Here is a 24,583-nt window from a genome sequence, read left to right as displayed (position 1 = left end):
TGCAAAGCACGTAGCAATCTGGTATCAAAGGGGTCAAAATACCTTTTGACCCCAACATCATGAAATTCCACATTCAACCAGGGTTTACACAAAAATGAATAAGGTAAAGTTGAGATTGGGCGAGAGTTCATGAAGGGGTACACCACCACGGGTGTAATTCTTTGTGTACTCTTTTTTCATTTTTAAGAACTTTTCCGTTTTGAAAGGAGGTTTTTCCATGATTACAGTTAATGGTAAAGAAGTTACTCTGACCGGACCGCTCAGTGTTGCGGATTATCTGGAACAAAACAATTATCAGATCAAACGGATCGCCGTTGAAATGAATGGTGATATTTTACCAAAATACAGCTATTCTGACACCATGCTCAAAGACGGGGACCGTCTGGAGGTTGTAAGTTTTGTAGGAGGAGGCTAAGAAATCATGTATCATACACTTACAAAAGAAGAAATCTACACCGCCCTTGACGAGCGACATTCACCGGAGACGCAGAAGCTTCTCTCAGCAGGAAATGTAGCGATCGCAGGGCTTGGCGGCCTTGGCTCTAATGTTGCTTATGCGCTTGCACGGATCGGTGTCGGTCATCTTCACCTGATTGATTTTGACGTAGTTGACATTACCAATCTGAACCGCCAGCAATATTTCATGGAGCATATCGGAATGTACAAGACCGATGCCCTGAAATCCCTGCTTCTGAAGATCAATCCGTATCTGGATATCCGCACAGACTGTGTAAAAGTTACGGACGATAATCTGCAGGAATTATTTGCAGATGCCACAATTGTCTGCGAAGCTTTTGATAATCCGGAAGCCAAAGCAATGCTGGTCAATGGAATTCTGGAACATTTCCCAGAGAAAAAGCTCGTATCCGCAACCGGAATGGCCGGCTATGGAAGCAGCAATACCATTATCACAAAACGGATCATGAAAAACTTTTATCTGTGTGGTGATGGCGTGACAGCACCAACTTACGGTCATGGACTGATGGCGCCGCGTGTTGCCATCTGTGCCGCACATGAAGCCAACATGATCACGCGGCTGATCCTCGGTGAAGAAGAAATTTGAAAATATAAGAAAGAAGGAACTTTATTATGAGTACAAATGAAGATAAGTTTATCCTGGGAGGCCATGAATTCACTTCCCGTTTTATCCTCGGATCCGGTAAATTTTCTCTGGATCTTGTAAAAGCCTGTATCGAAAAAGCAGAAGCTCAGATCATCACACTTGCCCTGCGTCGTGCAAATGAAGGCGGTCTTGCAAATATCCTGGACTATATTCCGGACAATGTAACCCTGCTCCCAAATACATCCGGTGCACGTAATGCTGAGGAGGCAGTCCGTATCGCCAGACTTTCCCGTGAAGTCGGATGCGGCGACTTTGTAAAGATCGAAGTCGTTCATGATTCCAAATACTTGCTTCCGGACAACTACGAAACCATCAAAGCAACAGAAATCCTTGCAAAAGAAGGCTTTGTTGTCATGCCGTATATGTACCCGGATCTGAATGCTGCAAGAGCACTTGCTGATGCCGGAGCTGCCTGCATTATGCCGCTCGGCTCTCCAATCGGTTCCAACAAAGGGCTCAGCACAAAGGATTTCATCCAGATCCTGATTGATGAGATCGATCTGCCGATCATCGTTGATGCCGGAATCGGTCGCCCTTCCCAGGCTTGTGAAGCCATGGAAATGGGTGCTTCCGCTGTCATGGCAAATACTGCTATCGCAACTGCCGGAAATGTTCCTGCCATGGCAGAAGCTTTCAAAAAAGCCATTGAAGCCGGACGCAGTGCTTATCTATCCGGACTGGGACGCACCATCGAAAGAGGCGCAAGCGCATCCTCACCTCTGACAGGATTCTTAGAGAATTAGGAGGCAGTCAAAATGGAAAATTCACATATCAACGAAAGTATTTTAAGTGAAGAAATTCTGGAAGACCAGAAGAAAAACCGCATTGATCATATGACTTACCTTCCGGGAATGGAAGATATCGGATCTGACGTAATGGATCAGGTCATAAGTGCCATGAACGCTTATGATTATGAAAAATATACCGAAGCTGACGTAAGACGCGCCATTGCGCATGACATCCGTACACCGGAGGATTTCGCTGCACTTCTCTCACCTGCCGCACTTCCTCTTCTTGAGGAGATCGCACAGGCTGCACAGGCAGAGACACGAAAACATTTCGGAAACAGCGTCTACATGTTTACTCCGATCTACATTGCAAACTACTGCGAAAACTATTGTATTTACTGTGGTTTCAACTGCCACAACAAGATCAACCGTGCACAGTTAAATGAGGAAGAAATTGAAAAAGAAATGGCAGCCATCGCCAAAACAGGTCTTCAGGAGATCCTGATCCTGACCGGTGAAAGCCGTAGCAAATCCACGGTGGAATATATCGGAAATGCCTGCAAGATCGCCCGTAAATATTTTAAAGTCATCGGACTTGAGATTTATCCGGTTAACTCAGATGAGTATGCATATCTCCACGAATGCGGTGCAGACTATGTAACCGTTTTCCAGGAGACTTACAATTCTGACAAATATGAAACCCTGCATCTTGCCGGACACAAACGGATCTTCCCATACCGTGTCAATGCCCAGGAACGTGCACTGATGGGCGGCATGCGCGGTGTCGGCTTTGGTGCCCTGCTTGGCCTGGATGATTTCAGAAAAGATGCTTTTGCAACCGGATACCATGCTTATCTTCTCCAGAGAAAATACCCGCATGCTGAGATCGCGTTCTCCTGTCCGAGGCTGCGCCCGATCATCAACAATGACCGGATCAATCCGATGGACGTCCATGAGCCACAGCTCCTTCAGGTAGTCTGCGCTTATCGTCTGTTTATGCCATTTGCAAGCATTACGGTATCCACAAGAGAATGTGCGCGTGTAAGAGACAATCTGGTACAGATTTCTGCAACAAAAATCTCTGCCGGAGTCAGCACCGGAATCGGAAGCCATGTGGATGATATTGAGGATAAGGGAGATGACCAGTTCGAGATTTCTGACGGACGTTCCGTAGATGAGGTTTATCAGGCACTTCTTTCCAACAATATGCAGCCGGTTATGAGTGATTATATCTATGTATAGAGATCTTATTGCCGTAACAAACCGCCATCTCTGTTCCCGTCCTTTTACAGAACAGATTACCCGTGTCTGCAAGCTGCATCCGAAAGCTCTGATCCTGCGTGAAAAAGATCTGCCGGAAGAGGAATATTTTTCTCTTGCCCGGCAGGTGAAGGAAATCTGTGAACAGTTTAAAGTTCCATTTATTCCGCATTTTTATCCAGCCGTTGCGAGAGAACTCGGCTGCGACAGGCTACATTTACCACTTCCACTTTTGCTTGAAAATCCGAAAGTGGTTTCCGATTTTCATACAGTTGGAACTTCCATCCATTCTGTTTCTGAAGCAGTCGAAGCGGAAAAGCTGGGAACTTCCTATCTCACAGCAGGACATATTTATGTTACCGACTGCAAGAAAGGGCTCCCGCCACGGGGACTTCCATTTCTGCAGAATGTATGCCAAGCTGTGCAGATTCCAGTTTATGGCATTGGCGGAATCAAAATTGATGAAGCACAACTGCACGAACTGAAAAATGCCGGTGCTGCAGGAGGTTGTGTGATGTCAGGGATGATGCACGTCTGACCGGTCATTCCTCAAAATAAAAAAGGCACTATGCAGGGTAGCATATCAAACTGATATTGTCACCTTGCACAGTGTCTTTTTTATTTCACCCGAAGTTGCACTTCTTTGCCTTCTTCTACTTTTATATTTCTGTCTGTCCGTACAATAATATGTTCATGATTCATTGTTTCAACATAATACTGTCTGTAAAACCCAAGAAATTCTTCCTGTCTTACAATTCCTTTCACAGAACCTTCTGCTGCAAATTCCAGTTCCTCCGGTCTGCAGCATATTGTATTTCCATGGATATCAGTAAAACGGTTGGATATTCCAAGGAAATCTCTTGCAAAATCATTCTGTGGATGCAGATACACTTCTTCCGGCTTTCCAATCTGAACCAACTTTCCCTGATCCATAATAGCGATCTGATCTCCAAGTACCATTGCCTCTTCCTGGTCATGCGTTACAAAAACCATTGTAATTTCATATTTCTTCTGGATTTCACGGATTTCTTCCCTCATTTTTACCCGGAGTTTCGCATCCAGATTACTAAGCGGTTCATCCAGAAGAAGCACCTTCGGTTTTGTGATCAGAGATCTGACCAGTGCTACTCTCTGCTGCTGTCCTCCGGAAATTTCCCCGATCGATGCCCCGGCATATTCTTCCATATCTACGATTTTCAGATATTCCATACCCATTTCTCTGGCTTCTTTTTTTCGGATGCCACGGAACTTCAGACCATAGATTACATTTTCCAGAACACTCATATGTGGAAATAATGCATAAGACTGAAAAACAGTCGATACCGGACGCTTCTCCGGAGCCAGTGTGGTGATATCCTGGCCATCAACCAGGATCTGCCCTTTATCTGTTTTTAAAAATCCACTTATCATTTTGAGTGTTGTCGTTTTTCCACAGCCGGATGCTCCCAGAAGACACAACAGTTCTCCCTTTGGAAGGGAGAGTGATAAATCTTTTACTACTTCTTTTTCACCAAAACTTTTACTTATGTTTTTCAGTTCTAAATACACGTTTCTTTTTCCCTTTCCATGCAACAATTATCGAAAACAACACATTTACTGAAATTGTGATCGCAATAATAAATGTCGCAATCATAGATGCTTCTCCATACCGACCTGTGTTAATGCAATCAAATAATGTAAATACTGCAATCTTCTGTCCCGGTGTCACCAGGAAAATAACTGCTCCTGCTGTAACCATCGCACTTGTAAAATTATTGATAAATCCCGTTGCAAATGCCTGCTTTACATTCGGAAGAATGACATCTTTCATTACCAGAAATTTATTCGCTCCAAGATCCCGCGCTGCTGCATCAAGCTCTGTACTGATCTGCAAAAGGGAGGATGCCGAAGCCTTCGTTGTAATTGACATCTGTTTATAGATCATATTCAAGATAACAATGACCGCTGTTCCGGTAAGTTTTAACGGTTCATGATTAAATGCCAGAATATATCCGATTCCAAAACAACTTCCTGGAAGCATATACGGAAGTGTAATAATAAAGTCCAGTACTCCGCCAAATTTTATCTTTCGTCTTTCAATATAATACGAAAGTAAAATACCGATCAGACTGCCGACTATTGCTACAATAAGCGCATATTCCACACTTCGGATAAATGTATCCATATTCCGTTCCAGAAGTGCGTCCAGATACATCGTTGTAAATGTGATTTTCCCACGTAAATTTCTACTGAAACTGTTTAGAAAAATGGATCCGTATTCAAGCGCCATCATTACAAAAAAGATACCTGCGCCCAGCCATACAATCACTGCTGACAGCCCACGAACCCGGAATGTATCTCCCGCTTCTACCGTCTTATTACTGTTTCCGCTGATGACTTTTTCATTTTTCTGCATTAGATAGCGGTACAGGATAAAAACAAGAATTGTCGGGATCAGAAGCAGTACATTAAGTGCCGCACTCTTATCCAGTCTGGAATATCCGATTACCTGCATATAAATTTCGGTCGAAACTGTTTCAAAACGCCCACCTATTACAACAGGTGTTCCGAAATCAGCGATTGACCGGATAAACGAAAGCAAAAAGCAGCTGAGTAGTACCGGTTTTAACAGTGGTACAACAATTCTCCACAATGTATACCCGGAGGATGCTCCAAGATCAAAAGATGCTCTTACGAGCGACATATCCATTTTCCTCAGCATTCCGATAATCATCAGTGCATTTAATGAAGAAAAGAATAACGTCTGCATTACAACAACACCAAGCCATCCATACGGGTTCAGCGAAAGTCCGAACACTCCTTTTGTGATCAGACCGTTTCTTCCGAAAAGCTGGATATAAGCGAGCGAAGCAATAAACGGCGGCGAAACCATGCTGATCAGCAAAATCGCTTCCAGAAATTTGCCCAGTTTCTTCCCTGCTGTCCATACACAGATTGATACAAGCAGCCCCAGAATTGTTGAAAAGAATGCGGATAAAACACCTACAAAAACACTGTTTTTTACAAGCTGCAGATTGGCACTGAAGATGCTCTTGTAAACTTCTGTCGAAAATCCCTCTTCTCCCACAAAACTCTGTCTGATCATGCAAAGAAGCGGATACAGAATAAAGATCAACACACCTGCTACCAGCACTGCTAATATAAAATAATCTAAAATATCATAAAAATGGGCATCATAAAATGATGCCCGTTTTTCTCTAGGTTTTCTATTCTTCACCTTTATCTCCCATCAAAGTATTCCACTTATCAAGAATTGTAGTTCTTTCTGCTCCAAAAAGTGAAAGATCTTCTTTCATCAGTTTGCTCTGGTCAAAATCGAGTTCAAGTCCTTCTATACTTGGTTTTACTAATAAACAAGTATTTTTATGATCGATTTCTGCAAGCATCTTCATATTTTCATCATCTGAGAAGAACCATTTGATAAATGCTTTTGCTGCTTCTGTGTTTTCTGCATTTGCAAATGCTGCAACACCTTCCGGAACATATGGCATTCCATCTGTCGGATATACAACTTCAACATCTGCCTGTTCTTTCAGTTCATCTAAAGTTCCATCAATATAAGTAATACCGATTCCAACTTCACCGGCTGCAGTCTTAGTGCTCGGATCAGAACCACGTTTTGAGTAATAATCTACATTCTTATTCAGATCTTCAAAGTATTTCCAGCCTTCTTCTTCTCCCTTTGTCTGAAGAAGTGCATTTACTACTGCGTAGTTTGTTCCTGAAATAGCCGGGTTAGACATCAGAACTTCACCCTGATATTCTTCTTTTGTAAGATCATCCCAGGACTTTGGAGCTTCAAGTCCTTTCTCTTTTAAGATATCATTGTTAACAATAAATCCTACAACTGTAACACCTTTAGAGAACCAGTAATTATCACTGTCCTTATATTCCGGTGCAAGATCATCTGCTGCATCAAAATCTACCTTTTCAAGAAGGTTATTATCTTTTGCATCCATAAATGCATCGATTCCGCCCCCGAACCACAGATCAGCTGCCGGTGTTCCACCTTCTGCTTTGAGCTTTGACAATACTTCTCCAGAAGACATGGAAATAAATTCTACCTTCGGTCCTACTTCTTCTGTAAACTTATCAAATAATGGCTGATAAGCATCACCTGTTGTAACAACCTTCAGAGTTCCTTCCAGTTTCTTTGTCTCTTTGTCGTCTTTCTTGGTTTCTTCTTTTTTTGTAGTCTCTTCCTTTTTATCTGAGCTTCCACAGGCTACCATACCTGCTGCCATTGATACTGCAAGGAGAAGAGCTGCAAATTTTTTCATTTTTTTCATAATGTTCCTCCCTTTAACATATCTCTGATATTATTCCGACATGCTTTTTACATTCTAGCACCAGATATTTTAATTTTCAAATTGTTTTTCTCTATAGATAATCATTCCTATAGTTTTTATCTATTTATTTTATTTTTATTTTCTATAAAAGAAATGCATGTGGGATACTGTACTGTCTTTACCGTTTTATTCAGTAAAAGCATTTATATCCTACACGCACTTCGTTTTACTCTCTTTTATAATTATCCCGCCAGATGAAGCACTCCGATCAGCAAAATACCACACAGTCCATAGTAAGCTACAACCGCAACAAGGTCGTTGATGGTTGTAATAAGTGGTCCGGACGCTACCGCCGGGTCGATATTGATCTTCTTGAAGAACAGAGGAATCAGTGTACCCACCGCACCGGAAATTACCATTGCCACCATCAGAGACAGACCGATACAGCCGGATACCGCATACGCAAATGTCCAGGTCTTTCCTTTGAAAAGTGCAATATAAAGTCCTAATACGAGGAATGACAAAATTCCAAGAATCGCACCATTTGAAAATGCGATCCGCATCTCTTTGAATACCAGTTCTACTTTCTGCTTTCCTGTCAGTGATTCATCCATCAGAACACGGATCGTTACCGCCAGTGACTGGGTACCGACGTTACCTGCCATGTCCAGGATCAGTGACTGGAAACACATAATGATCGTCAGCTGGCTTACTACCTGCTCAAATACACCTACAACAGAAGATACAACTGTTCCCAGTGCCAGCAGAACAAGCAGCCAAGGGAGACGTTTTTTCATGCTCTCTTTGAGTGGCTCTTTCAAATCTTCTTCTGCAGTCAGACCAGCGAACATCGCATAATCTTCACCCATCTCATCATCGACCAGATCTACAATGCTCTGGGATGTGATAACACCGAGAAGTTTATTATCGTTATCCAGGATCGGAATAGAATTTTCCGAATAATCTTTCAATTTTTCGATACAGTCATCGATCAGCTCGTGACCGTATACATATGGATATGATGTCACGATCAGATCCTCAAGACGTGTATCCTGTCTTGCCGTGATCAGATCCTTCAGATCCATCGCACCGTAGAAGGTGTGATCCGCTGTCACCATAAAAATTGTAGAAATATTGTCATTTTTTGCTGCCTGACTGACAAGTTCGGTCATCGCCTGCTTTACAGTAAGATTCTCTCTGATCTCAATGTAATTCGTGGTCATTCTTGAACCGATCTCTTCATCATCGAATGCAGCAATAACTGCCATATCCTTTCTGGCTTCATCATCCATCAGCTCTAGCAAAAGAGCTCTCTTTTCTTTTGGAATCATCCGCAGTACATCTACAACCGCATCTGTTTCCATTCTGGAAAGAATTGCTGCTGCTTTTCGCACATCCATCTCATCCAGATATTCAGCTGCCTGCTTTTCATCGATATACTCGAAGATATCCGCAAGCATGTCCAGATTCAGAATCCGGCACAATTTCCGCCGCTCTGCAACGGAGAGATCCGGGAATACATCTGCAAGGTCATTCTCATGGTAGTCTTCCAGTTTGTTTCTCATAATTCCCGGAGAGGCATTGCTTCTTACAATGCCCAGGATCTCAGCTCTATAGTCCTGGTAGTCCTGATAATCCTGTGTATTTTCCATAACTTTCGCCCTCCTTATCCTTTTTCCAGCACAAAAACATGCAGAATCAAAGTCTAAAATTCTCCACATTTCTGTCTTTCATCCAATATTCAATTATGAATGTCAATACGAGAAAACAGGATAAGAAATGCTATACGAACAAACAGAATGAACTGCTGCCATTTTCCCATCCTGCGTATATACTTCGCCCATGACTATCACAACTGTCCATTCTGTTCACCTGCCTTTTGTTTGAATTTGATTAAGAAGTTTTCAACTTCCTACGCTATTATAATACCTTAGTCTACAAAATTCAAACCTTTCTGTTTATAAAATTATTTTTTTATCAGCTTTTTTCTTATTTTTAACACTTACATCATTTTATAATTTTTCTGCTTCTTTCCCCACTCGTATTTTATTTATGCATCCGATCTCGCATAAGAATTCTTCATCTGATTGCTCAGTTCGTACAAAACCTTAGACAGTGTATCCGAAGTTTCCTTCTTCACCATCTTCGCAATCTCTCGGTTCGCTTCCCGTTTAATCTGCATACGCTTTGCTATATCACTTTCTTTCGTAAGATCGTCATCATACCGGTTTATGATCTGATGTGCCTTTGCCATCACATGTTCCTGGTAACGCTCAATATGGAAAATAGACTTTTTATAAGAAGCATCTGCCATCGCAGCGATCATTCTGCTTGACCAGTAGAAGTTCTCTGTTGAAACTTCCCCTGTCGTATTTGCAAAATATTCCGGTGTTTCATCAATATCTGCATAGAATGGAGCCATTACATTAAATGCATTTGATGCAAATGCCACCCATTCAATTGCGCGGGAATCTTCCGGCTGATCCGGTCTCATCTGGATCAAAGACATAAAATCATTTCGATTGATACCAATGGAGCGATAAGCACCATTCATTGATTTGTCCCCGTAAGCTCCATACGGATCATAAGGTGTTCCCTGATAATGTGAAGACAGAACATATTTTACATCTTCTACTGTAACCTTCTTTTCCGGAACCATACACCACGGAATATCATCGGATACTGGTGTATAATCTGCATCCGGTCCGTCCCAGCTGTATGAATTTGGATTCAGGTAACGTTCCATAAACCAGGCTCTCGGTGTATTGTATACATGATCCGAGTCATCATGGCTTCCAAAAGCATCTCTTGGATTTAAGGTTCCATCCATGGACGGGTTCAGATGATATTTCTCAATGAATTCCTTCATATCCGGAGAACACATATAATTTTTCTGCTCACCAAGTGCATCTTCCAGATCAAATTCATCCATTCCAAGCTGGTTCGGCATCACCACATAAACCTCATCCGGCACTTTTCTGGCAATCCAGTGATGTCCGCCGATTGTTTCCAGCCACCAGATCTCATTTACATCCTCGAATGCAATCCCATTCATCTCATAAGTACCGTATTTCTCGAGAATACTTCCAAGTCTCTGCACGCCTTCTCTCGCGCTGTGGATATAAGGAAGCACGATATATACAATGTCCTCTTCCCCGATTCCACCTGCAATTTCTTCCTGGTCGTCTGACTTCGGCTGATATGTAACCAGCGGATCCGCTCCAAGCACACGTGGATTGGATGTGATCGTTTCGGTTGCCGTCATTCCTACCTGCGCTTCATTTACCCCGCTTGCCGCCCAGATTCCTTCCCCCTTGACTGCGTTCGGCATGGCGGTATAACGCATCGGATTCTCCGGTAATTCTATTTTCACATGCGAAATCACCGATTCATATACCTTCGGCTGATCTTCCGGATGGATCACCACAAATTTTTTCGGCATATAAGCGCCTGACGGTGAATCATCATTCCTTGCGATCATCGTGGAGCCGTCATACGATGCCTTTTTTCCAACCAGTATTGTTGTACAAGCCATTTTATCTTCCTCCTGTTATCTCCTGACAAAATCTTTTCGTCTAATTGAAATTATAGAATCATTCCTTCTTTTTTTCAACCACCAGACAATTTGTTTATATTTTAAATTTTTCGTGGACGAATTCGTAAAAACAAGGTAAAGTAATTTTATAAACTTTACACTTTACTTGAGAGGGATTTCCTTATGAATAATGACAAGGATAATGCAACTTTATATGCTGAGCTGGAAGCCGAACGTTTTATGACAGATCAGATTTCCCTGCTTCATGAAGCAGAGGATCTGGCTGACGGTATCAATTTTATGCTCAAATCGCTCGGAGAATTTACAGACGCCGACCGTGCTTATGTATTTGAAACCAGTGAAAATCATACTTCTACCAATACTTATGAGTGGTGCGCCGCAGGAGTCACCCCGCAGATCCGGAATCTGCATGATATTCCTTTTGAAAGCATGCCAAAATGGATCGAGGTTTTTCTTCATGGTGAAAATATTCTGATCGAAGATCTGGAGGCTTACCGTGAATCTATGCCTCTGGAATATGAACTGTTAAAAGTTCAGAACGTTTCTACCCTGATCGCCTTTCCTATTTCTGTACACGAAAAGCTGATTGGTTTCGTTGGCGTAGATAATCCGGATATGGAGAAATCCAACCTGCTCCACCGCCTGCTGTCCCTTCTTGGAAAATATGTCGGAACCATGATCAAAGATCATAAGAATGAGCAGATGCGCCTGGAGGTTGTTGCCTCCAAATCCCGTCTGGATTATCAGCTGGAGATGGACGAAATTCTTCGTGGCGCACAGATCGGTATCTGGACGCTTGAGATGGATGGCGTTAAAGCTCCCCGGCTGCACCCAAATCCTACAATGTGTACTCTTCTTGGTGTGTCACAAGAGATGTCTCCTGAAGAAGTTTATCAGTTCTGGTATCACCGGCTTCCTCCCAAATACGTAACCCCGGTGCTTGATTATATACAGAAGGTCATTCACGAAAGTTATTCAGAAATCACATACCCATGGAATCATCCGTTACTTGGACAGATCTGGATACGATGTGGCGGTATCCTCTATCCGGATTATCAGGGAAATGGAATATGCATCCGTGGATACCATCAGGATGTCACCCGTAATATCGAAAATGAACGTAAATATCAGAACCTGACCGCTGCAACCAGCCAGATTTATCATGCAATTTACCATATCGATCTGATTCAAGACCGGATTGAAAAGCTTGCCGGTGCCAACCAGAACTATACACCGACCGGAGTTGTCACTTCCGCCACTGCGCAGTTAAATGATATCCTTGAGAAACTGGTTGCACCGTCACATCACGAGATCATGCAGTATTTCTTTGATCTGACAACGGTAAATGACCGGCTGCACGGAAAGCTTTTTATAAGCCGGGAGTATCCATCTCCACAGGGGATCTGGCGCCGTGCCACCTTTATCGTCCAGAACCGCGACACTGATGACGATGTTACAGAAATTCTTTATGTAACCCAGATCATCGATGATTACAAGCAGAAAGAACTGGCTTACCAGCAGGAGCTGGTTAAGGCGGTCAAATCCGCAAATCAGGCAAATACAGCCAAGACCGACTTCCTCAACCGGATGTCACATGATATCCGCACCCCTCTTAACGGAATTCTTGGAATGCTTGATATTGCACAGAAAAATGAAACAAATCCCAAAGCACTGCTGGAGTGTCATGAGAAAATGCGTACTGCTGCTTTTCACTTAAAAGCTCTTGTCAACGATGTCCTGGATATGCAGCGGATGGAAACAGACCGATTCTTCCTTGAACAGATACCATTCGACATCCGCGAGATCCTTGACAATTGCTGGAGTATGCTGGAGGCACAGGCTTCCCGGCTTGATATCACTCTGAAAAAAATAAAACCGGGCAGTTTAAAATATCCTTATCTGATCGGAAGTCCATTACATATCCGTCAGATTTTCATGAATCTTTTAAGCAATGCAATTAAATACAATAAGCCCGGTGGTTCGATCTCTGTACACGCAAAGATCATCAGGCAGGTACATCAGAATGTTATTTACAAATTTATAATTTCTGATACCGGTATCGGTATCAGTCCGGAATTTCAGAAGCATATTTTTGAACCTTTTGCACAGGAAGATACCGGTGCCCGGACGATTTACAAAGGGACCGGGCTCGGTATGGCGATCGTTCACAGACTGGTACAGGAAATGGGCGGTACGATCCAGTTGAAAAGTGAAAAAAATGTCGGCTCAACTTTTACTCTGATTCTGCCATTTACCATTGACGAGCATCAACCTTCCGCCTCTGCGGAAACTGCCACTGATACTCCGGCAGATCTTACGGATCTTCATATTCTTGTTGTAGAAGATAATGAACTGAACCTTGAGATTGCTGTTTTCTCACTGGAAGCCGCAGGACTTAATGTATCCACAGCCATCAACGGACTAGAAGCCGTCCGGCTTTTTGAAAAATCAAAGCCATATGAATACGACATCATTCTTATGGATATTATGATGCCGGTTATGAATGGTCTGGATGCCGCAAAGGCGATCCGCGGACTTTCCCGCCCTGATGCCCCAACGGTTCCAATCATTGCCCTCAGCGCCAATGCTTTTGCGGAAGATATCCAGAAGTCAAAGAATGCCGGAATCAATGAGCATCTCGCAAAGCCACTGGAAATGGATAAGGTGTTGAAAGTGATTGCATCATATTGCAAGTAGCAGAAAGAAACAGATACTCGCTATGTATTGCATATTTTTTCAGAGTTTCTGTTTTATAAAAAATCGGATTATCAGGCGATCTGTCATTTCCCCGATAATCCGATTTTTATTTTACTTACATCTCAAATGCTTTCTTTATACTGTCATAATGCAGAAACTTTCCTTCTGCCGCAAATGCCTTAATTTCATCTAATGTTGCAAACATATAACCATCTGTCTCTGCCTCCTGAAGATGGAGATCTTTTTCATCAATATCCATCACAAAACGATACACATCTACGAAATAATTATCTCCTTCCCCTGGATTCTCTCTCTTGTAAGTGAAAAGATAACCTCCGTCTGCCCGGCTTACATCCAGTCCTGTTTCTTCTCTGACTTCTCTTAATACAGCATCGTAAGACGCTTCTCCCGCCTGCGCAGCACCGCCGGATACCTCCCACCAGCCTGGTGCCCAGGCTTTCGTCATTACCCTTTTAGTGATCAGAAATTCCCCGTCCGGTCTTGCTACAACGCCAAGAACAGTAAGGTGATACTCCCCGTTCTTCAGACACCAGTCATTGCGCTTCATCGTTCTTCCTGTTGGTTTCTTATCTGCATCATAAATATCCCATAATTCCATTGTCTGCATCTCCTGTTCTTCTTGTCTGTAGTTTCTTATGTCATTATAATATGTCTTTCAGAACTTCACAATCTTTTATCGTCAGTTTCTCTCTGCCTTCCAGTTTTTCCTTACACTCCTTCTCTCTGTAAATCCTACAATATCTTTCAGCAGTATAATCAGTTCAAATCCGCTCCGGTACGGATAATCTCTTCCCCAGATATGCACTATCCCCTGAAAAGATGCGAACTCCCGTCCCATTACTTTTAACCAGAAAACAGCTGCATGCTCCGATTTTTTTACCAGCTCCAGTTCCTTTCCCGCTTCAAGATACCGTCTTCTTTTCTGATTTCTTCTGACCTGTGCTTTCCTCAGTAATACACCATTCTGCTCGCAAGTTTCATCCAGATACAGCAAAAGCCCGTCAAATCCTGTGAAATTGATCTGTGCATCCTCTCTTTTGGCATCCTTCCAGTACAGAATATTTCCAGACGGAATCCTCCCTTTTTCCCAGTACATCCGGATAAAGAAAAGCTCCCCGATATGTCTGTTATCATCCAGCGACCGGTCTTCTGTTTTTTCAGCAAATACTGTCTGCATTTTTATCCCCCTCATTTATATTTATCCTCTTCTTTTTTTCTTCCTTTTCCAGCACAAGATCACGCCTGCCACAAACAGATTCAGTCCGATCACAGCGTACCATCCCCGATACGTCTTCTCGCCTGTCCGGATTGGCTCCGCTCTCTCCGTCACCTCACAGCGTACGCCCCGCACCAGAAGCCGTTTGGTATTGATACCGTAAGGCGTACATGTCAGTAATGTGCAGTAATCCTTCTCCTTATCCAGGGCAAGCAGTCCCGTTTCCTCCGGTTCTACAATATCGATCCGATCGATTTGATAGAAAATCGTCTGCCGGAGCACTGTAATTGTAAAATAGTCTCCCACCTTCAGCTTGTCCAGATCCGAGAAAAGTTTCGCCCCCGGCAGTCCTCTGTGGGAAGAAAGCACCGCATGTGTTCCCTTTCCGCCTATCGGGAAACTGCTTCCTTCCACATGTCCTGCGCCATTGCAGATTGCAAAATCACCCGTTCCATGGTAAATCGGAAGTTTCAACCGGATTTCCGAAATTTCCAGATATCCCATCACACCGTCAGATGTCATATTCAAAAGTGCTCCATAACTATCAGTATTTTTGTCATTCGGCACTGGGTTATTCTGTTCCAGAAGCATCACATTATACGCTCTTGTCTGTGCGATCATTTCCTCTTCCTTCCTGGCATCCAGCTTCTCCACTGACCTTTCATATCCATCTACCACCCTGCTTTGCCGACCGGCATTCCAGATCTTTCCGACTTTTGGATAGAGCATGACCGCGATTCCCACAAGAAGGATTCCTGTCCATATAAAAAAGAAAAGTCTTCCCCTTTGTTCCGGCTCATTCACTATCATACAATTCGTTTTCGTCTTTTTGTATTCAACAGGACAACTCCTGCAACAATTGCAATCAGTACTCCACTGACCGTAAAGATCATTTCACCTGTTCCACCTGTCCCCGGAAGAAGTTTTCCTGATTTATTTACAACAACTTTTACCTTTGCTGCAAAATCTGCATTTGTATAAGTTACCTTTGTCTCAGTCTCACTTTCTGTAACATTTCCGTTTTCATCAAGATATGTACTGGCGTCCGTCCTTGTCGCCCTGATCTTTTCGGCACTTACCAGAAATGACTCCGTCAGCTTGTTATATCCTTCTGGTGCTTTTGTTTCTGTAACTCTGTAATCACCCATCTTCAGACCTTTGATCACCACAGCTCCATCACTTCCGGCTTTCACCTTTCCGTTTCCGGTCTGTCCGCCTTTTACAGTATACACACCGCTTTCTTCTTCTGCCTGAACCGGGAACGGCACTTCAAATTCCACTCCAGTAAGTGCCTCTCCTTTTTCATTGACCTTCTGGATCACAACCGCATAGGTATCTGTTGTTGTAGAATCCTCTATCGAGCTTTTTCCCGGTTCCTCTGTCGTATAATTCCATGAAAATCTGGCACTGTTCTTATTTCCTTCACCGTCGATCACTGCTTTATCGTTTAACGCAGCCGTATAATCAATGGTAATTCTTGCCCCGGTATCATAAAGATTTTTCCAGCCATTTTCTCCTTCATCCGCTGCCCAAGGGATCGTAACCGGGAAAGTTGTATTTTCAAACTGTTCCAGCGGTTCTTCTTCAATCATCACAGATGTGATCTTTGCTGCATCAAATCCGGTCGGAAGAGTATCTTCAATAATGAATTCCTTGATCTGCTTGTCTGCAACATAATTCGAGGTGTTGATCTGTAAACGGAAATGAACCGTTTCACCGATACTGACATTATTTTCCTTTACCTGTTTACCATCGTCAAGTACAATACTTTTCCCTCCGGCATTCCCGTCATTCCCCGGAGTCCACTGCGGCTCCTTACTGTTTTTGTCCACGATCTGCGCGTCTTTTGCAACACTCGTTACCATGATCATACCGCCATCTTTTAAAGTGCTGGTGACATAATAGTAGCCGTATGGAAGACCGGTAAATTTTAATATAGAGCCATCGGATGTCACACTCGATATTTCTGTACTATTCTTCTTAATCCATTCAATTGCACCTTCGGATAATTGTTCTTTTGACTCTGGTCGATAAGCTTCCTCTTTTGTAAATACATTCCCTGCTGAATCTTTCTCAAAATATGGATTATCAGCAAGATTCTTTTTGGTATACGCCACTGAAGTTCCATCAGCATTTACTTTCGCATCAAACACCTTGTAAACAGAATACACCACTCCTTTTGATGCATTCGCTATCGTCAGGCTTCCAAGTCCTCCTACCCCTGAATCTTTTTCCTGTGCAAATGCCGTCATCGACATCCCCACGATCGTTACTGCCATTACCAAAACGGATAACAGCCGTCTCAATTGTCTCATTCTTTTTCCTCTCTTTCTTTTTATTTTCGGATCCTTTCCTCATTTTACACATCCATACAACCGATTTCCGTTTCTTTTCCGTCCAGAAACCGTTTCTTTTTCATCCTTTTTTCGTTTCTTTTACAAAATCTTTTGAACCATCTATTTTTTATTCCTTTTACAGCAGACATTCACAATCAAAAAACTGTACAAAGAATGTGTAGTCCAATAAAATCTCTTCAAAAAAAATCGGGAGGCTGTCTGATAACAGTCTCCCGATTTTTGCTATATTCCCCATTATTCTTTTTGATTCAACAACGTTCCCAAAGTGTTTTCCGCCCAGCTGTAATTCGTCATATACACTCCTTTGAACAGCTTTTTATGTTTTTCCTCATCCTCCAGGTAGTCATACAGATCACACTCCACATGCTCTGTGCGGATACGGCTCTCCTGATTTACCCGATGCAGGACTCTTTCGATTCCGTATGCATTTAACGTTCTCCGAAGTTCTTTTATCACTTTGCGGAATTTATCTTTTATTCTTTTTTCTGTACATTCATCCTCCCATAAATAACTGATCGCATCCCCCGTCGTCACAAATCCTCCTCTTCTGTCAACCAGAAGTGCCAACAGTTCTTTGGCTTTCTTACATGAAAAAGGAATCGTTTCCCCATCCACAAAAATATCAAAATAACCGAATGTGCGGATTACAATCCTTTTCCCTTCCATCTTTGTCAACTCACTATACATTCTCTTTTCCCCCTTCATTTAATGAGAATCTTTATCATCATACACTATCCAAATGAGCAGACTCAACATTCCATGCCAAAACATTACTTTCGTAACTTTTTCACACTATTCGACATTCCACTTTAACACTCTCTTCTTCTGAAATCTTTCATCTCTTTTCCATCTAACGCTGCATATTCCAGAACATCATCTGTGTTATATACAAGCTTTAATGAGAAAAACGGCTGCTCATTTTCAAGGAGTTCAAAAAAGATCCGATCCCCTTCCCACAATTCCAGTTCTCCGATCTTAGACTTTTCTACCCATTCCAGTTCTCCTTCATCACACGCAATCGGCGTTCCTGTAAAACCATCTGCCGTATAAAGCGACATATATTCTACTACATCTTCGCCATATACAAAGGTTACAATCCCACGATATCTCCAGGATGTCAGCGTGTATCCCGTCTCTTCCCACACCTCACGAAGAAGACATTCCTCCGGGCTTTCCCCTTTTTCAAAATGACCGCCTACTCCGATCCACTTGTCTTTATTGATATCATTTTCTTTGACAGTCCGGTGAAGCATCAGATATTTTCCATCCTGCTCAATATAACAAAGTGTGCTTAATTTTACCATTTTACGTTCCCTTTCATACACAAAATATTTTATGAAAATTATAATCTATCTTCTGGTATTTCTCAACTACCATGACCTGTCTTTTTCCACCATTCCTCCTTCTCTTTAATTGCAAATATTGTCCGCAAATAGTATAATGATGTTTAAAGATTGTGGGAATTGCGTAGCAATGGAGCAATCCGGTTACATCAGTAAGTGGCAAAATTCACTTTTGACACTCACATCGTATAATATCTTCAAATAGACCAAAATTGTAGATAAGGAGTCTCTGTTTTGACAAAAGAAAACTATAAAATAAGCAAAATCCAGATCGGATTTTACTATCTTCTGATGTTCCTGATACTTATCTGGTTTCTGGTAATACAATTCACAGGAATTAACAATCACAATGCCAGAATCCAATCCAGCGACATCACATATCGTGGTACTTTTACCTGGATTCACTCCGATGGAAGCAAAGAACAGATTGCCGTCCCCGGACATTACAATGTTCCTGCAAAAGAGACTATGGTCATTACCACAACACTTCCTGAAAATTATACACAAAGTTCACTTGCTATACGTTCCTCTCTGCAGGATATCCGTTTCTATATTGACGGAGTGCTTCGCACTGAATACTCAACCAAAGACCATCGACTGACTGGGAAAAATTCTGCCAGCTGTTATGTTTTCTGTCCTACTTCAGCAGCAGATGCAGGAAAAGAACTCCGTATTGAGCTGACTACCAATACCTCTAACTATTCCGGTGTAGTCAATGAGATCTATTCCGGAGACAAGAGTGATATCTGGGAATATATTTTTGAATCTTACGGGCTTGAGACGATTATTGCTTTCTTTATCTTGTTCGCCGGTATCATTACCATCCTTTTCAGTATCGCACTCGGAATTGTCTATGACAGAAAATTCGATATGGAATATCTTGGATGGTGCATGACCATGGGAGCTACATGGATGCTCGGCGAATCCAAGCTCAGACAGCTTATAGTTCCGAATCCATCTGCACTGGGGACTTTATGCTTTGTGATGATCATGCTCGTTCCGATCCCGGTACTTTTTTATGCAGATCTCATTCAGCAGGGGCGTTATAAAAAGCCTTACTTTTACCTTGGCTGTGCGGCATTTGGTAACTTTTTGATCTGTCTGGTTCTTCATCTGACTGGCATTGCTGATTTTATTGAAACTCTGCCGGGCGCCCACGTGATTCTTGCAGTCACCTTCTTTCTGATTTTCCTGACCTTCTGTCTGGATATGCGAAAGAAAGAATACCGGAAAAACAAATTGGTGCTGATTGGCCTGATCATTGCAATGCTTGCCATCGCCATCGAATCCATTTCTACATATTTTGTAGTTTTGATTTCCGGTCTTTTTATTGGTGTCAGCATGTTGATCCTTCTTTTCATTAACATTATCCGTACAATAAAGAATGTGCATACCATTGAAATGCATCGTCAAAAAGAGGAGCTTTTGAAACGTAAACGGCAGATGGAAAAAATTTCCTTACAGATGATGCAGACTCTCTCTACAACCATCGAGGCCAAGGACGAATACACCAGAGGGCACTCCCATCGTGTTGCGGAATACTCTGCACTGATTGCGCAGGAAATGGGTTGGAATCGCTCTGAAATCGTCAATCTCCGACATGCAGCTCATCTGCATGATATCGGAAAAGTCGGCATCCCTGATATTATTTTAAACAAGCCATCCAGACTGACAAGCGAAGAGTACGCTGTTATTAAGGAACATACGGTTATTGGTGCTGAGATTTTGAAAAATGTTTCGATCATCAATCATGTAACCGAAGTTGCCCGATCTCATCATGAGCGTTATGATGGCCATGGTTATCCAGACGGTCTGAAAGGGGAAGAGATTCCGATCCATGCGCGGATCGTTGCTGTTGCCGACAGCTATGACGCAATGAATTCCCACCGTATTTACCGTAATTCTCTTCCAAAAGAAACAATTTATGAAGAAATACGCAAAAACAGAGGAACTCAATTCGATCCGGAAATTGCAGATATTTTTCTCAGGCTGTTGGATGAGAATCGTCTGACGATCACAGATACTTATCTGGAAATTGATGACGAGCCAGCTCTTCCTGGCATGGAATTTGAAATCAGCAACTTCATTTCCAATGTTATGAATACGATGAAGAACCAGGAAGAAGCAGAAAACTTTGATCTTCTTACCGGACTCCCTATGCGAAATACCGGTCAGAAAATGATTGCACGGCTGATGCAGGAGCACAATGGCTGTCTGATCTTTATGGATATGGATAATCTGAAAAAGATAAATGATATCTACGGTCATAAAGCCGGCGACCGTGCACTGAAAGCACTTGGAACTCTCCTCTCCGAGCATATCGGAAATTCGGTTGGCTGCAGGTTTGGTGGCGATGAATTCCTTCTTTTTGTACCGGATGCCGGTAAAAATGAAATATCCGAGCTTATGGAAACTCTGTTTTCCCGCTTTGATTCTGAGAAGAAAAAAGATTTTGAGATCCGTGTTGCATCCATTTCTGCCGGACTTTGCATGTGTACCAAAGGAGATTCCTTTGACGAGTGTTCTTCCAAAGCAGATAAAGCACTCTATTATGTCAAGCAAAACGGAAAACACAACTTCTTTTTCTATCAGCAGATGGGCAATACCGTATTCCCGGTTTCCAGCGTAGCAAAAGATCTTTCCCTTGTGGCAAAAGCACTTCGCAACAGCGGAAACTATTCCGGAGCACTTAATCTTAATTACCGTGAATTTTCTAAGATTTATGAGTACATCAACCAGCTTGGAGAACGACATAAATACCATTGTTTCCTGGTCATGGTCACAATGGAAACCGCTCCGGATTCTATGATGTATATTGAAAATATTGAACAGGCACTGGAATACATGGAGGAAGCGATCCGTCACAAGATCCGCAAGATTGACGTGTGTACACGGTATAGTGCCATGCAGTATCTGATCATTTTGTTTGAACCAGATGAAAGTCAGATTCCAAAAGTTATGGACCGTATTTTCATTCAGTATTATAAACTGTACGATAAACGGGATTTCATTCCGAAGTATGAATATCTTCCGGTGAATGAACACTCGGAGGAAACAAATCCTCAAAACACTTCAGATCACCTTAACCAAGATATCCATCCAGTATAGAAATTTTACCACCTGAGACTTTTATCTGCTGTGAAATGCAATTTTCCAAACTTATTAAAAAATGAGGAAAACAACCGGTTTTCACTTCGATGTTTTCCTCATTTTTCTGTATTACTTGTTTATTCTTTTCTTCCTCTGACCTTTCCGGTCAGCAGTGCCACCACGATCACTGCGCCTGCAAATGTTGTCTATAGAAATCCCAACGAAATTTTCCGACTGTTTTCGAAATTGCCGTTTCAGCAGACTTATGCTACGATATCCATACGCAAACAAACTTCTTCTTGTTTGCAACCTTATCTATTCAACCCAATCTCATTTTCGGAGCCAGTTTCCGGCAACTTTTTCCGACAATGAACGACAACTGAAAATATCCGGATTGAGATCGCCTCTTTTACATATTCCCGTCATATGTTAATATAATCATATAGCCTTTCTCCTTTCGGAACATTTTTATCTAATGAAAGGAGAAACAAATGAACAAAAGAAAAGAATTCTCAAAACTTAATCTGTTGGACAGATTTTTATTCGATGAAGCAATGGAAGATTCAGAGAATATGAAAACGGTACTGGATATTATTCTGGGGCAGGATATCCCACTTAGATTGCCACCACATTCTGAAAAAGAAATACGGACTTTTCCAGATAACCGGCAGGTCCGATTAGATGTCTATGCATGGGATGACGATGATACTGTGTACGATACAGAAGCGCAGAAGGAAGATACAAAGAATCTTCCCAAACGCAGCCGCTTCTATCAGGCGGTACTGGACAGTAATCTGCTACCGCCTGGAAGCGTTGATTTCAATAAACTAAATCGAGCTTTTATCATTCTGATCATGCCCTTTGATCCATTCGGAAAAGGATTTTACAAGTATACTTTCCGAATGAAATGCGAAGAATGTCCAGATCTTGATCTGCAAGATGATGCAACACGTATTTTTCTGAACTGCCATGGCACGCATCCTGAAATGGTATCACCGGAACTGATAGAGTTACTTCATTACATGGAAAAATCAACGAATGAGGTCGCGGGTTCGTGCACAAGCCAGAAGATTAAATTGCTCCATCAGAAAGTCTGTCAGATCAGGTCGAACAAGAAAATGGAGGCGAAGTTCATGCGAGCATGGGAAGAAAGAGAAATAGAACGGCAAAAAGCCTTTGCTGAGGGTGAGGAAGCTGGAATCGAGACGGGAAAAACTCAAGGAAAAAATGACCTTTTAAAAAGTCAGGTCAAAAAGAAATTAGAAAAAAAATATTCCAAAGAACAAATCGCAGATATGCTGGAAGAAGATGTCGCAACCATTGAAACAATTATTAACGAATTACAATAGCTAAATGCTGGCCAGAAAGAGAAAAACTATCACTGATATCTTTTCCTGCATACCAGATCACGACAGCAAGAGATCCCTGCACCATTTACGGCACAGGGATCTCTTTAATCTCTTTCAGTTCCATTCCAATTAGCTAGAAGCACTCCAAAAATATTTCCAGAATCTCCTCATGTGTCATCTTCTTATAACTTCCATCCACCAGATAACAAGAATCCGCAATTTCTTTCAGATCCTCTTTTTTCTCCACGCCTACTTCCCGAAGTGTTGTCGGAAGTCCGATCTCTCTGATAAAATCAGCCAATGCCTCTACGCCAGCTTCAGCCATCTCTTCATCGGTACGTCCATTTCTCGGAATTTTCCATACATTTTCCGCAAACCGGGTAAATTTCTTTGCGCCTGCCTGACAGATATGCCGATAATAAACCGGATGCAGCACAGCAAGTCCACATCCATGACTGCAGTTGGTATAAGCACTGATCTGATGCTCCATCTGATGGCATTCAAAATCACATTTTTTGCCGAGCTTGATGATCCGGTTCTCCGCCATGGTAGACAGCCACATCAGATTACTTCTTGCTGTATAATCCTCCGGATTTACCAATGCCGCACGAAGACTTGTTATCACGCCGCGCATCAGAGCTTCCGAAATATCATCTGATACGTTATCCTCGTCCGGCTCACTGAAATAAGTCTCCATAACGTGAGACAGGATATCAAAGCTTCCTGCCACCATCTGTTTTGTCGGAACAGTATAAGTGTAAGTCGGATCCATTAATGCAAATTCCGGATTGCATTTCGGATAATCCCGGTCTGTCTTGATCATGACCTCTTCATTGGTAATGACTGCTCCCCCGTTGCACTCGCTGCCTGTTCCGGACGCTGTTACGATCACACCAAGCGGCATCGGTTCAAAATCCATAACCCCCTTCTTCGCCCAGTACTCATCCCACACATCTTTCTCGCTGACCGCTGCCATGGAAATTGCCTTGCTACAGTCCATAACCGAGCCTCCGCCGACTGCAAGGATCCAGTCCACCTGTTTTTCCTTTACCAGCTTTGTGCCTTCAAGCACCTTCTTATAAGTCGGATTTTCCATGATCCCCGGAAATTCAATGATCGTTTTCCCGGCTTTTTCAAGTGCTGCTATGACTTCCTCATAAACTCCATTTTTCTTGATCGAGCCGCCGCCATAGGCAAGCAGAACCTTATCCCCATGCACCGCAGCGATTTTCGGCAGATACTCACCGACACATCCTTTCCCGAAATATACTTTCGTTTTATTTTCAAAAATAAAGTTATTCATCCTTTTTCTCCTTTATGTAATTTAAGCAAAATATGTTTCGGCAGATTTTCTTTTTTCAATGATCCATTCCGAAACATCCCTCTTTTGCCACAGATACTTATATTATAGTCCCTGAAAAAATTTATCGTCAACATCTTTCCGGTTTGCGCACATTCCAAAATGGAACCCGCAATTTTCCCGAATAACTTCTTTACATGGTTTTCCATGCCATCATGTAGTTTATACAGGTTTCTCTCCAGCAGTTTTTATTC

The 24,583-nt window shown here is 42.4% G+C and carries 20 protein-coding genes; 8 read left to right on the top strand and 12 right to left on the bottom strand.

The window, feature by feature from the left end:
* Window positions 1-217: 217 nt before the first annotated feature.
* The 5 genes from thiS to PGZ10_RS05025 are packed head-to-tail and all read left to right on the top strand — an operon-like array spanning window position 218 to window position 3,649.
* Window positions 218-415 (top strand): sulfur carrier protein ThiS, encoded by a 198-nt coding sequence (gene thiS, locus PGZ10_RS05045; RefSeq protein ID WP_008368609.1) that lies wholly within the window; start codon window positions 218-220, stop codon window positions 413-415.
* Window positions 416-421: 6 nt separating this feature from the next.
* Window positions 422-1,063 (top strand): sulfur carrier protein ThiS adenylyltransferase ThiF, encoded by a 642-nt coding sequence (gene thiF / locus PGZ10_RS05040; protein ID WP_008368611.1) that lies wholly within the window; start codon window positions 422-424, stop codon window positions 1,061-1,063.
* 26 nt (window positions 1,064-1,089) lie between these two features.
* Window positions 1,090-1,866 carry a thiazole synthase gene (locus PGZ10_RS05035; protein WP_008368613.1) on the top strand — a complete coding sequence of 259 codons (777 nt, stop codon included), beginning with the start codon at window positions 1,090-1,092 and terminating at the stop codon, window positions 1,864-1,866.
* A 12-nt stretch (window positions 1,867-1,878) separates the two neighbouring features.
* Complete coding sequence (gene thiH / locus PGZ10_RS05030) at window positions 1,879-3,093, top strand: 2-iminoacetate synthase ThiH (protein ID WP_270540840.1); 1,215 nt, start codon at window positions 1,879-1,881, stop codon at window positions 3,091-3,093.
* A complete protein-coding gene (locus tag PGZ10_RS05025; protein WP_117836143.1) occupies window positions 3,086-3,649 on the top strand; it encodes a thiamine phosphate synthase in 564 nt (187 codons plus the stop codon). Before thiH ends, PGZ10_RS05025 begins: the two co-directional genes overlap by 8 nt.
* An 80-nt stretch (window positions 3,650-3,729) precedes the next feature.
* Here PGZ10_RS05025 and PGZ10_RS05020 read toward each other — a convergent pair whose 3' ends face one another.
* The 5 genes from PGZ10_RS05020 to PGZ10_RS05000 form a co-directional block, all read right to left on the bottom strand.
* Window positions 3,730-4,659 carry an ABC transporter ATP-binding protein gene (locus PGZ10_RS05020; protein WP_195253502.1) on the bottom strand — a complete coding sequence of 310 codons (930 nt, stop codon included), beginning with the start codon at window positions 4,657-4,659 and terminating at the stop codon, window positions 3,730-3,732.
* Entirely contained in the window at window positions 4,631-6,328 is a 1,698-nt protein-coding gene (locus tag PGZ10_RS05015; RefSeq protein WP_270540839.1) for an ABC transporter permease, read from the bottom strand. Before PGZ10_RS05015 ends, PGZ10_RS05020 begins: the two co-directional genes overlap by 29 nt.
* Complete coding sequence (locus tag PGZ10_RS05010) at window positions 6,318-7,391, bottom strand: ABC transporter substrate-binding protein (protein WP_055296616.1); 1,074 nt, start codon at window positions 7,389-7,391, stop codon at window positions 6,318-6,320. The genes PGZ10_RS05015 and PGZ10_RS05010 overlap by 11 nt, the downstream gene beginning before the upstream one ends.
* A 251-nt stretch (window positions 7,392-7,642) precedes the next feature.
* Window positions 7,643-9,052, bottom strand: a complete 1,410-nt coding sequence (gene mgtE / locus PGZ10_RS05005) for a magnesium transporter (RefSeq protein ID WP_022219946.1) — start codon at window positions 9,050-9,052, stop codon at window positions 7,643-7,645.
* Between the two features lie 398 nt (window positions 9,053-9,450).
* Complete coding sequence (locus PGZ10_RS05000; protein WP_117557277.1) at window positions 9,451-10,935, bottom strand: C69 family dipeptidase; 1,485 nt, start codon at window positions 10,933-10,935, stop codon at window positions 9,451-9,453.
* A gap of 183 nt (window positions 10,936-11,118) precedes the next feature.
* On the opposite strand from PGZ10_RS05000, the gene PGZ10_RS04995 reads away from it, so the two are divergent.
* Window positions 11,119-13,653 (top strand): GAF domain-containing hybrid sensor histidine kinase/response regulator, encoded by a 2,535-nt coding sequence (locus tag PGZ10_RS04995; protein WP_270540838.1) that lies wholly within the window; start codon window positions 11,119-11,121, stop codon window positions 13,651-13,653.
* 115 nt (window positions 13,654-13,768) lie between these two features.
* Here PGZ10_RS04995 and PGZ10_RS04990 read toward each other — a convergent pair whose 3' ends face one another.
* From PGZ10_RS04990 to PGZ10_RS04965, 6 genes are all read right to left on the bottom strand, one after another.
* Window positions 13,769-14,272 carry an NUDIX hydrolase gene (locus tag PGZ10_RS04990; protein ID WP_117824422.1) on the bottom strand — a complete coding sequence of 168 codons (504 nt, stop codon included), beginning with the start codon at window positions 14,270-14,272 and terminating at the stop codon, window positions 13,769-13,771.
* Between the two features lie 81 nt (window positions 14,273-14,353).
* Window positions 14,354-14,851, bottom strand: coding sequence for a hypothetical protein (locus tag PGZ10_RS04985; protein ID WP_117557271.1), 498 nt, complete (start codon window positions 14,849-14,851; stop codon window positions 14,354-14,356).
* Between the two features lie 21 nt (window positions 14,852-14,872).
* Window positions 14,873-15,700, bottom strand: a complete 828-nt coding sequence (locus PGZ10_RS04980) for a class C sortase (RefSeq protein ID WP_270540837.1) — start codon at window positions 15,698-15,700, stop codon at window positions 14,873-14,875.
* Entirely contained in the window at window positions 15,697-17,205 is a 1,509-nt protein-coding gene (locus PGZ10_RS04975; protein ID WP_270202985.1) for a SpaA isopeptide-forming pilin-related protein, read from the bottom strand. Before PGZ10_RS04975 ends, PGZ10_RS04980 begins: the two co-directional genes overlap by 4 nt.
* Window positions 17,206-17,481: 276 nt before the next feature.
* Entirely contained in the window at window positions 17,482-17,934 is a 453-nt protein-coding gene (locus PGZ10_RS04970) for an AfsR/SARP family transcriptional regulator (protein ID WP_118198615.1), read from the bottom strand.
* Window positions 17,935-18,056: 122 nt separating this feature from the next.
* Window positions 18,057-18,551, bottom strand: coding sequence for an NUDIX hydrolase (locus tag PGZ10_RS04965; protein ID WP_008368677.1), 495 nt, complete (start codon window positions 18,549-18,551; stop codon window positions 18,057-18,059).
* 273 nt (window positions 18,552-18,824) lie between these two features.
* Here PGZ10_RS04965 and PGZ10_RS04960 point away from each other — a divergent pair, with 273 nt between their 5' ends.
* Window positions 18,825-21,698, top strand: coding sequence for a bifunctional diguanylate cyclase/phosphohydrolase (locus PGZ10_RS04960; RefSeq protein WP_270540836.1), 2,874 nt, complete (start codon window positions 18,825-18,827; stop codon window positions 21,696-21,698).
* Window positions 21,699-22,171: 473 nt separating this feature from the next.
* Complete coding sequence (locus PGZ10_RS04955) at window positions 22,172-23,029, top strand: Rpn family recombination-promoting nuclease/putative transposase (RefSeq protein ID WP_270540835.1); 858 nt, start codon at window positions 22,172-22,174, stop codon at window positions 23,027-23,029.
* A gap of 133 nt (window positions 23,030-23,162) precedes the next feature.
* Here PGZ10_RS04955 and PGZ10_RS04950 read toward each other — a convergent pair whose 3' ends face one another.
* The gene (locus PGZ10_RS04950) at window positions 23,163-24,332 is read right to left on the bottom strand and encodes an iron-containing alcohol dehydrogenase (protein ID WP_118198613.1); all 1,170 of its coding nucleotides are present in this window, start codon (window positions 24,330-24,332) and stop codon (window positions 23,163-23,165) included.
* Window positions 24,333-24,583 lie beyond the last annotated feature (251 nt).

Origin of the sequence: Coprococcus sp. AF102-57, assembly GCF_027686195.1 — a bacterium.
Taxonomy (GTDB): domain Bacteria; phylum Bacillota; class Clostridia; order Lachnospirales; family Lachnospiraceae; genus Allocoprococcus; species Allocoprococcus comes.
Note: the sequence above shows the minus strand (reverse complement) of the source record. Positions and strands in the feature narration are given on the sequence as shown.